We start from the raw sequence: 9,253 nt of genomic DNA, 5'->3' as shown, positions 1-9,253 counted from the left end.
CCACGACCGAGGCCGCCTAAGATCAACCCACGGCACCTACCTCGTCGAGCCTTTTACACCGCTCCGAGGACGCGACCGCTGTCGCACGGCTGGTGACCCTGCGGCAGGATGATCGACCGTGCTGCTGCGACCGGTCTACTTGGGTGTGACAAACGCGTTCGCGGTGCTGCGCCTGCTGCCGATGAGCAACCGGGGACAAGGACGACGTTCACGCTGGGTGTCAACGAGGCCGACCCCGTCTCGGTGGCCAACTCCTACGCGAGCCTCGCCGCCCGTGGCCGCTTCTGCGAGCCGATCGTGATCACGGAGATCCGCGACGGCTCAGGTGCCCCGCGCCTCTTCCCGCCGCGCTGCCGGCAGGTTACGGACCCGGCGGTCGCCGACGCGGTCACCGGAGTGCTGTCGGACGTCCTGACCAGGAGCACGCTCACGGGCCTCGGCCGCGAGGCGGCGGGCATGCCCGGCGCGGTCGACAGCTTCGCCGCCCGAGTCCTCCCCGGACGATCCCCCGCGTACTGCTTCCTCAGCCGGGGAGGGGTCGGCGCGGCGGGTGGTCTGCTACAGCCCGCGGGAGTCGATCGAGGGTATCCGCGGGGATGAGATCAAGCCCGGAGACCGCATCGTCGTCCCCATCTCGTACGGGGGCTGCAACGCCTTCGGATGGAATCCCGACCGTCGGCAGGGTGGGCCGCGGGCGGTGCGCGTATGACCGTCCGCGGCCCGGTAGGACCTCACGTCAGCTGCGCAGGCTCCACTGCTGGTTCGTGCCGCCGTTGCACGACCACAGAATGCCCCTCGTACCGTTGGCGGTGCCGCCGCCGTTAGCGTCCAGGCACAACCCGGACTGCACACCGGTGATGGTGCCGTTGGAGTTGAGGTTCCACTGCTGGTTGGTCTGTCCGTTGCAGTCCCAGATCACCACCTGGGTGCCGTTCGAGGTGCCCTGGCCGTAGGCGTCCAGGCACTTGCTGCCGAACACCTGCAGCTGCTTGCCCGACGTGTACGTCCACCGCTGGTTGGTGCCGCCGTTGCAGTCCCACAGCTGCGCCTGAGCGCCGTTGGTCGCCGTGCCGCCGCTGATGTCTACGCATCGACCCGACTGGCCACCCACGATCGTGACGTTCTGCTGGCCGCCCTCGCCGCCGTTTCCTTGCCTGACGAGCGATTTCGACTCCGCCGACCGATTCCCCTGGACGTCCACGACGTAGAGCCGATACTCGCCGGCCGACGTCGGAACGGCAATGGAGGTCGCGGTTCCGCTTGCCCTGGTCATCGTGTTGCCGACGGCGAAGGAAGTCGTACCCGAGGGAGCCAGCCAGACCGTCTTGCTCGCATCGCCGGCGCTCCGGATGGGAATTGACGTCACACCGGTGCCGACGAACGTGCTGGCAGGCAGGACGTAATCCGGCAGAGAAAGATTGCTCTGGGGGATGATGTTCCTGTATGCATCCTCGAGTCCGGAATTCACGGCGATGCCATAAGCCTGCGACGGCCAGACATAGTCGGAAGATACGAGGATATCCTGGACCGTGCTGTTCGGCAGGTTCTTGTTGGAGACTTTATTGATAGGACCGTATGTCTGCGTGATGCTCAGATCGTGCTTACGCCCGAAGTCGTCGGAGTTGATAAGCCACGTAATATTCTTGTCCACGCTCAGGACGTTGTCGCGGAAAGCGATGTACGCCGAGCCTTCGTCCGGGTGTAGTCCGTACTTGTGACCGGACGGGACGCCCTGCATATAGTTGTTGTTGATTGTGGTTCCCGGCTGGCTGCCCAGCGTGTAGACGGGAGCCGTATCACTCAGGCGCTGAACCGTGTCAATGAAGTGGTTGTAGCTGATGTTGTTGTTCTTCGCCGTGGTGGTCGGCCGGTTGGGCGCGATCGAGCCTGACGATCCGTCGAAGTTCCACCACCCCCAACCGAGCGTCACACCGGACCACGGGGTTTTCTCGATGCGGTTGTGCTGGATGGACAGGCCGTCGGCGAAGTACGCCGAGATGGGGCTGTGCCCGTTGAACAACACAGCACTGTCGTAAATGTAGTTGTTCTTTATCTCGATGTTCTTGGGCGCTCCTTCGACCTGAGCGGGATACTTCTCGCGATTCGTCGCGGCGTAGTCCCCGATGTAGACATGCTGGGGATGGCCCACAGTGATAGCGGAGCCGGCGATGTCGTTCGTGTAGTTTCCGATCAACTGCGTGTTCACCACGTCGTTGACCATGTTGATTCCGTCGACGCCGGTGTGCTGTATCCGGTTGTTCTGCAGGACGAGCCCGTCGGCGTTCTCGATCTGAATGATGCCGGGCGCCGTGTCGACATTGCGGTAGTAATAGACGTGGAAGTTCTGCTTGGCATATGCGAGTGCGCCGAGATTGCCCTGCTGGGCCTGCTTGAGCACCGAGCCGGCCACGTTGAACAGGTTCCAGTCGGAGTGCTGGACCGTGAGGCCAGAGAATGTGATGTTCCGGGCGCGACCGCTCGTGGAGGTGCCGGCGACCTTGAGAACGGTGGACACATTGTTCGGTGCGAAAACCGTCGCGGTCGACATGTCTTCGGAGCCCGCTTTGTAGTAGTACACCGTCCGGCTCGTCTTGTCGAAGTAGAATTCGCCCGGCGTGTCCAGGAACTCGTAGGCGTTCATGACCTTGTGGGTGCCGCCGACCTGGGCGTTCCCGTTGAAGGCACCTTGGGCGATAGCCGCTCCCGGCTGCTGGAACAGAGCTATACGGTTCGTGCCGTCATAGGTGACCTGCCGGACTCCCACGATAGCCGTGGTCCAGGTCGTCCCCGTTTCTATTTCGATGTCGTCTTGATTGCCGGCGATAGCGGGAAAATCACCCGAACTGTACTTTGCTCCCGCGCACTGCGAACCCGATTCCCACGCCCAGGACGCCTGCCCCGCCGTGATGTTGTAGGTTCCCGAGCACCCCGCCGAGCTTATTGTTTTCGAAGCCATGTACGCGCGCTTGTCGTTGACATAGAGCGCACGGAGCTTGTTATTGCGATTCAGCGAGGCTTTCCATATGTTACCGCTGTGCTGCGTCCATCCAGTTACCTGAACGCCTCCGCTGAGGATTGGCGTCTCGTTCTGATACGCGGCGTATATGACCCTGTAACCATTCGTGCCGGAGTCGGCCGGCGTGAAGTCGATTGTGCTGCTAACCGAATAGTTGCCCCCGCGGAGATACACGTAGATGTCGCCTGTCATGTTGGCGTTCACCGTGCGAACGACGTCCCTCGCACCCTGCGGGGTTCTGAACGGTGACGTGATCGTTCCAGGGTTGGCGTCGTTGCCGTCGGGGGCGACGTAGTAGGTTGCCTGGGTCGCTGCCGAGGCCGGGGTATTACCTGCGAAGGTCGGCAGCAACACAGCGGCAACGAACACCGCAAGCGCTGCTAACGCCCTCCCAGTGGTGGACAAGGCTGACTTCACGCTCTGTTCCTTTCGCTGGTTCCGAGCAGAGTGTTCGCCGCGCAATTACCCCGCCGTAGCAGAACTCGTCGGGATGTGCCATTGCGCGGGCGTAGCGCCTGTCTTGCAGTTGAGGACATCGATCCGAGGCTTCGGCAGGCTCGTCGCCGGTGAGGCCGAATGTCCTTGCCGCGGGATGAGCGGTGCCGGCCGGTCTTGCGCACCGAGCATTCGCCACGGGCGGCTCATGGGCCCTCCAGTGCGCGAAGGACGAGCTCGCCGGTGCTGAAGGAGCCCTGGTCGTCCGCCCCGGCGCCGCACAGACGAGGGTCACTGCCGCCGGGGCGCAAGAGGTCTCCTCATAACACGTCCTAAGAATCCGTGGCAGACATGGCGTTACCATTTCGTAACGTATGACGTATGCCGACTGACGTCTGGGTGTAATGTCGCATTAACAGGGGCGTCTCGCAACAGTCGATGGAGCAGGGAAGGCGCACCTTCGTCCACCCCAGCGCCGCGACGCCAGGTGATCTTCCGCGACATGGTGGACTTCCCGCGGGTTACGGTGGGACCCCGCCGGTCATGCGTACGGTGTGACCTGGCAGCTCGTGGGCCCGATCTTCCAGGTCAAGGGCCGGTGTCTCCGTCGCCGCGCCAGTTGCCGGCGGCCCGGCGCAATCCTCCATGCAGTGCCTGCGGCGCACCAGATCCCTGCTGGATCAGCCCGCATTCCGGGCAGGTTGAGAGAGGAAACCGCTTACATCAGCAGTGGTGAATCACATTCGCTGATGTAACTTTCATCTGCGAATATGATCACATTCGCCGGTTCGCTCAGTCGCCGCCTGATACACCCCGGCTTTCGTGGAGTCGCTTTAGTTGACGTGCATGCCCATGCCCCCTTCAGGAGAAATTGGCATGTCGAGGCGCTGCACCGCCAACCGGATCGTTTAGCCGCCCGTCAGGTCCTCGTATAGAACAGCACGGTGATCCTCAATGGTGCTTTCGAGCCGCAGGCGCTGAGCCAACTCTGGGACCGGAAATGGCCCGAGTGCCCGCCGTTCGCCCACTGGCTTCCCGGTCGCTATCCGGACCACTGGGTCAGGTTTCGCAGCCTGCCGGAATCAAAGCGCTACCCAGACAGTGCGGCGGAATACGCCATCGTGCTCGATCGCCACTACACCGTGCTGTCCGAACTGAATCCCGGCTCACACCTTCTGATCATTACGGCCGAGTGGACGGACACTCCGCAGACCACACCACAACGGTGGCCGAGACGATCAGAGGTCACACCGACCTCGCGGCACTGGCAGACCCTCATCGAAGAGCCTGACGAAGAACCCGACTTCCGCAGCCATACACAGCTATACGCCGAGGCACGACCATGGCAGCCGGACACCATCGACACCCTGTTACGTGCGGTGGCCGACGACGAAATCAACGGCGTGCTCCTCGGGCCGCCGGATCTCGGCTGGCTGTATCACCCCTACGACGGCGGCGCCGACGTAATCGTGTCCACGCGAGCCGAACGCGATGAGCTCAAAGCACGACACCCCACCTGGCTGTCCGACCACCCGGCCGGCCTCTAAGGACACCGCACCGACCGGGTAACCGGCGCCATCCAGCTTGACCACCGGTCAAGCATCGACACGCGCCCCGCCAATGCTTGCTCTCGGTCCCCGAGACACGGAGAGGGCCGATCCGAATTCTCGGATCGGCCCTCTGAACTGCGTCGGGACGACAGGATTTGAACCTGCGCCCCCTGACCCCAAGGCAATCTAAACGGTTCCTCAGCCAAGGCTAATACTGCGCTTGACCTGCGGATATTGTCCCTGGCCGTCCATCGGCGTCCGGCCCTGTCCGTGGTCGTTGTCACTCAGTTAGTCACCCAGGGAACTCCTGCCTGAAACGTCATGGCTCCTTAACTGGAAAGCTCATGTCCTGAACCGACCGGAGGTAGTAGAGAAGTCTTCCGCGCTAAACCCGACCTTTCTCACCTCAGGCCAGCTGCAACCTCGATGTGCCTGATAACTTGCAGAAGATCCCACAATTGCAGGTGCTGCTCAAGCTCTTTCACCCGAGGGGCCAGGAGGCGCCTCTCCGTCGCCGTCAGCTCACCATCATGCTCTAGGCACAAGCTGGCACACTGGCGTAGCTCCACCAGGATCGGGTCGGTCATCAGGGGCTGCAGTCCAGTTGACCGTCGCCGGAGCCAGAACAACAATGCGTGTCGCGCAGCTTCTCTTGGAGCGCCGTACCAGTACCAGCGAACCTGCGTATACGGGTTGGGATCTCCTTGGCGTGGGTTTCGCCGACCTTGTCGCTTGGCTTCTCGGCGCATTGCCACGTAAGCCATGATCTCGTCCTGTCGAGCGGCCCGACTTTCCTCGATCACCCCAAGAGCATTGAGTAGCGCCGTCTCGTCGTGTTGGAATCTTCCTGCCCGTAGTTCGAGAAAACTCAATGTCGCCTGGAAACCAAGGGGACGGTACAGCTGAACGCACGAACGTAGTGCCGATACCCGGTGTCGGTAAGGAAGGGCAGGATCACGCACCTTGCGGGCAAAGTTGCCGAAGCTCATCAAAGATGACTATACGGCAGCGGCACTTGTCGGGTCCGGAGTGAGGGCGGCAGACGCGTGGTTGATCATCGTCTGTTGTGGACAGTCTTGATGATCACGCGTCGGCCGTTGCCGACAGCGTAGCCGCCCCGAGCTGGCGGCCGGTATTAGACGAGGTGACCGCACGGATCGCGGTCCGGTTCGCCCGGCCGGAGACCCGGGCCACGGCCGGTGAACTGCTGTGTGGGTTGTTGTCGGTGGTCGAGCGCAAGAACGGGTGGTGGCTGGCCGAGCACGCCGGGCATGTCAGCCCGGACCGGATGCAGCGGCTACTGCGCACGGCGGTGTGGGACCACGACCAGGCCAGGGTCGACCTGTTGGAGCTGGTGACCGACCGGCTCGGCCACCCGGACGCGATCTTCGTGATCGACGAGACCGGGTTCCTGAAGAAAGGGATCATGTCGGTCGGGGTGCAGCGGCAGTACTCGGGCACCGCCGGCCGGGTGGAAAACAGCCAGGTCGGGGTGTTTTTGGCCTACGCGTCTGCGATCGGCCGGGCGCTGGTCGACGCCCGGCTGTACCTACCGGCGTCCTGGTGCGACGATCGCGGCCGCTGCCAGGCGGCCGGGGTGCCCGAACAGATGGCGTTCGCGACCAAGCCGGCGCTGGCCCTAGACATGATCGAAGATGCGGTGCGCCGCGGTGTGCGGGTCGGGTTCGTCACCGGCGATGAGGTCTACGGGGCCGATCCGACGCTGCGCGCCGGGCTGCGCCGGCTGGGCCTGGGCTATGTGCTGGCCATCGCCTGTAACCAGCCGGTGCAGGCCACCCAACCGGTGCGGCTGCGCCCGGACGACATCGCCGCTGGCCTGGGCGAGCTGGCCTGGGAACGACGCTCATGTGGGGCCGGGTCCAAGGGCGAACGCTTCTACGACTGGGCCTGGGTACACGATCACAGCAGTGATGACGGCGGGGTGCACAGCCTGCTGGTCCGCCGCGCCAGCGACGGCGAACTGGCCTTCTACCGCTGCTGGACCCCGCGCCCGGTACCGATGGCCACTCTTATCGCCGTGGCCGGTCGGCGGTGGAGCATCGAAGAAGCCTTCCAGGCCGCCAAGACCCACATCGGGCTGGACCACTACCAATGCCGCGGCTGGATCGCCTGGCACCAGTTCATCCTGCTGGCCATGTTCGCTCTGGCCATCCTGGTCATCACCGTCGCCTGCCAGCAGCCCGACCACGTCGACCCACGCCACGACATCCTGATCGCCTTGACTATCGGCGAACTACGCAGGCTCGCAGCCAGCATCGCCCCGGTCACGCCCGCGCCGGCCACCGCCATCCGCTGGTCACTGTGGCGACGACGCCACCAAGCCACCGCCAGACGCAGCCACTACAAACGCCGCGACGCCACCACCAGCACATAGATCACGAGTGCCGCTGCCGTACTAACCGGCGAAAGGCAATAGTTCTGCGCCACGCACCCGGACTAGCTAAGTGGAGCCCCGTCGAGGCCCGAGTGGTACGGGCACGGTTCTGATACGACCGCCGCAGCAGGTTCGACTCCTGCCGACGGGACCATGCCCCTGTAGCTCAATGGATGAACACCCGGCTACGAACCGGGCGGCATGCAGGTTCGACTCCTGTCAGGGGTACGCAGTCGGGTCGTGGCGCAGCTGAGTCAACACGCTTCGTCGGGACCGAACCAGGGTTATCCCTCTGTCGACGACGCCTTACGGCTCGCACAATGATTGCGACGACGATTGCGCCGTCCACGTGCCGGGGACAAATCGGAGGCGTTTCATGGCCGCCAGTGATGACCACCACGCCGCGCTCGATCGACAGACGGGGCCCTTCGACACACTGACCGCGGCGCTCGGGGGCCTGTTTGTTGGGCACTGTCTGGCCTCCGTGGCCAGGTTCAGCGTCGCCGACGCGCTCGACGACACGCCGCGGACGGCCCAGGAGCTGGCCGAAGTTACCGGGGCGAATCCCGAGGCCCTCAGTCGTGTGCTTCGCCTCCTCGCTGCCCATGGCGTCTTCGCGGCCAGCGACGACCGCTTCACCCACACCGGCGCGTCGCGAATGCTCCGTTCCGACCATCCCCAGTCTTGGCGTGACTTCGTGGCAACATTCGGAACCGAACGTACTGCAAAGCAACTGGGTTACTTCGACTACTCACTCCAGACTGGACTCCCGGCCACGAACAAGCTGAATCCGGACGGGTTCTTCGCCATCCTTCAGAGTGATCCCGAGGCGGGCCGGGTCTTCGACGCCGCGATGGTCTCAAAGGCGCGTATCCAGGTCGCGAGTGTCCTGGCCGCCTACGACTTCTCGGACTGCGGAACGATCGCCGACATCGGCGGCGGCCAAGGACACCTACTGCGGGCGGTGGTGGACGCGGCCGAGCGAACCACGGGCATCCTTTTCGACCTGCCCCCGGTGATCGAGCGTGCCGCGGAGATCGCCTCCGATCGGCTCACGCTGCAAGCTGGCGACTTCTTCAAGGACCCGCTGCCGGTCTGCGACACCTACATGCTCATGGACGTGATCCACGACTGGGACGTCGAGCGGGCCACGGCGATCCTGGCCGCCGTACGGAAGGCCGCTCCGCCGCATGCGCGGCTGTTGTTGGTGGAGAGCGTCATCCCCGACGACCCTGGGCCCGACTGGTCTAAAGCCATGGACATCATGATGCTCATCCACACCGGGGGCAGGCAACGCACCCACAGCGAACACGAGTCGCTGTTGCAGACCTGCGGTTTCCGGCTCGAGCGGGTCGTTGCGACGACATCAGATGTGTCGATCCTCGAGGCGGTGTGTGCCTGACCGGGCACTGATTTCGGGTCCGCGTCGAGCGGGATCCTGGCCGATCCCTTGGGAGGGTCGAAAACAGCCAGATCGGGGTGTTCCTCGGCTACGCCTGCGCGGCCGGTCGGGCGCTGCTGGATGTCCGGCTCTACCTGCCGCGGTCCTGGGTCGCCGACCGGGCCGGTGTGCGGCCGCCGGTATCCCCGCCGATATCGAGTTCGCGACCAAGCCGCAACTGGCGTTGCAGATGATCGCCGCGGCGCTGCGTGCGGGTATCACCACCACCGCCGCCGCTCCGACCCGGCCACCAGCACATAGATCACAAGTGCCGCTGCCGTACTAATGCGACGTTCCTCAAAGCAGGTAGGTAAAACGGCGTCGGCGTTGACGAGGATGGGGAGCTGGACGGCCCCAGATCCAGCGGCGGGCGCGGGTGTTGAGCTGGGTGGTCGCCACGGCGGTGGCGTAGGCGA

At 64.1% G+C, this 9,253-nt stretch carries 6 protein-coding genes, 2 tRNA genes and 1 pseudogene; 7 read left to right on the top strand and 2 right to left on the bottom strand.

The genetic code is table 11. The features are described from left to right. Positions 1 to 243: 243 nt before the first annotated feature. Positions 244 to 600 carry a hypothetical protein gene (locus ACSDR0_RS47845; RefSeq protein WP_435295645.1) on the top strand — a complete coding sequence of 119 codons (357 nt, stop codon included), beginning with the start codon at positions 244 to 246 and terminating at the stop codon, positions 598 to 600. Positions 601 to 736: 136 nt separating this feature from the next. Here ACSDR0_RS47845 and ACSDR0_RS47840 read toward each other — a convergent pair whose 3' ends face one another. Beyond that, positions 737 to 3,433 (bottom strand): RICIN domain-containing protein, encoded by a 2,697-nt coding sequence (locus ACSDR0_RS47840; RefSeq protein ID WP_435295644.1) that lies wholly within the window; start codon positions 3,431 to 3,433, stop codon positions 737 to 739. A 962-nt stretch (positions 3,434 to 4,395) separates the two neighbouring features. Here ACSDR0_RS47840 and ACSDR0_RS47835 point away from each other — a divergent pair. After that, on the top strand, positions 4,396 to 4,998 hold the full coding sequence (locus ACSDR0_RS47835; RefSeq protein ID WP_435295643.1) for a DUF3885 domain-containing protein: 603 nt from the start codon (positions 4,396 to 4,398) through the stop codon (positions 4,996 to 4,998). A gap of 404 nt (positions 4,999 to 5,402) precedes the next feature. Here the strand turns inward: ACSDR0_RS47835 and ACSDR0_RS47830 are convergent, their stop codons facing one another. Further along, a complete protein-coding gene (locus ACSDR0_RS47830) occupies positions 5,403 to 5,990 on the bottom strand; it encodes a hypothetical protein (RefSeq protein ID WP_435295642.1) in 588 nt (195 codons plus the stop codon). Between the two features lie 155 nt (positions 5,991 to 6,145). On the opposite strand from ACSDR0_RS47830, the gene ACSDR0_RS47825 reads away from it, so the two are divergent. The 5 genes and pseudogenes from ACSDR0_RS47825 to ACSDR0_RS47805 all read left to right on the top strand — a co-directional run. Beyond that, positions 6,146 to 7,396, top strand: coding sequence for an IS701 family transposase (locus ACSDR0_RS47825; RefSeq protein ID WP_435295646.1), 1,251 nt, complete (start codon positions 6,146 to 6,148; stop codon positions 7,394 to 7,396). Between the two features lie 77 nt (positions 7,397 to 7,473). Beyond that, positions 7,474 to 7,550 (top strand) — tRNA-Ile (locus tag ACSDR0_RS47820). Between the two features lies 1 nt (position 7,551). After that, positions 7,552 to 7,624, top strand: a tRNA-Arg gene (locus tag ACSDR0_RS47815). A gap of 148 nt (positions 7,625 to 7,772) precedes the next feature. Continuing rightward, positions 7,773 to 8,798 (top strand): methyltransferase, encoded by a 1,026-nt coding sequence (locus ACSDR0_RS47810; protein WP_435295641.1) that lies wholly within the window; start codon positions 7,773 to 7,775, stop codon positions 8,796 to 8,798. A 50-nt stretch (positions 8,799 to 8,848) separates the two neighbouring features. Continuing rightward, positions 8,849 to 9,057: pseudogene (locus ACSDR0_RS47805) on the top strand (transposase); the annotation flags it as partial. Between the last annotated feature and the right edge of the window lie 196 nt (positions 9,058 to 9,253).

The organism is Streptosporangium sp. G11, assembly GCF_051192615.1.
Taxonomy (GTDB): domain Bacteria; phylum Actinomycetota; class Actinomycetes; order Streptosporangiales; family Streptosporangiaceae; genus Streptosporangium.
This window is presented reverse-complemented; position numbering and strand designations above follow the sequence as displayed.

Excerpts from the sequence above, each read along its gene's own strand:
- ACSDR0_RS47830 (WP_435295642.1), bottom strand. The coding sequence starts at position 5,990 with ATGAGCTTCGGCAACTTTGCCCGCAAGGTGCGTGATCCTGCCCTTCCT.
- ACSDR0_RS47810 (WP_435295641.1), top strand. The coding sequence starts at position 7,773 with ATGGCCGCCAGTGATGACCACCACGCCGCGCTCGATCGACAGACGGGG.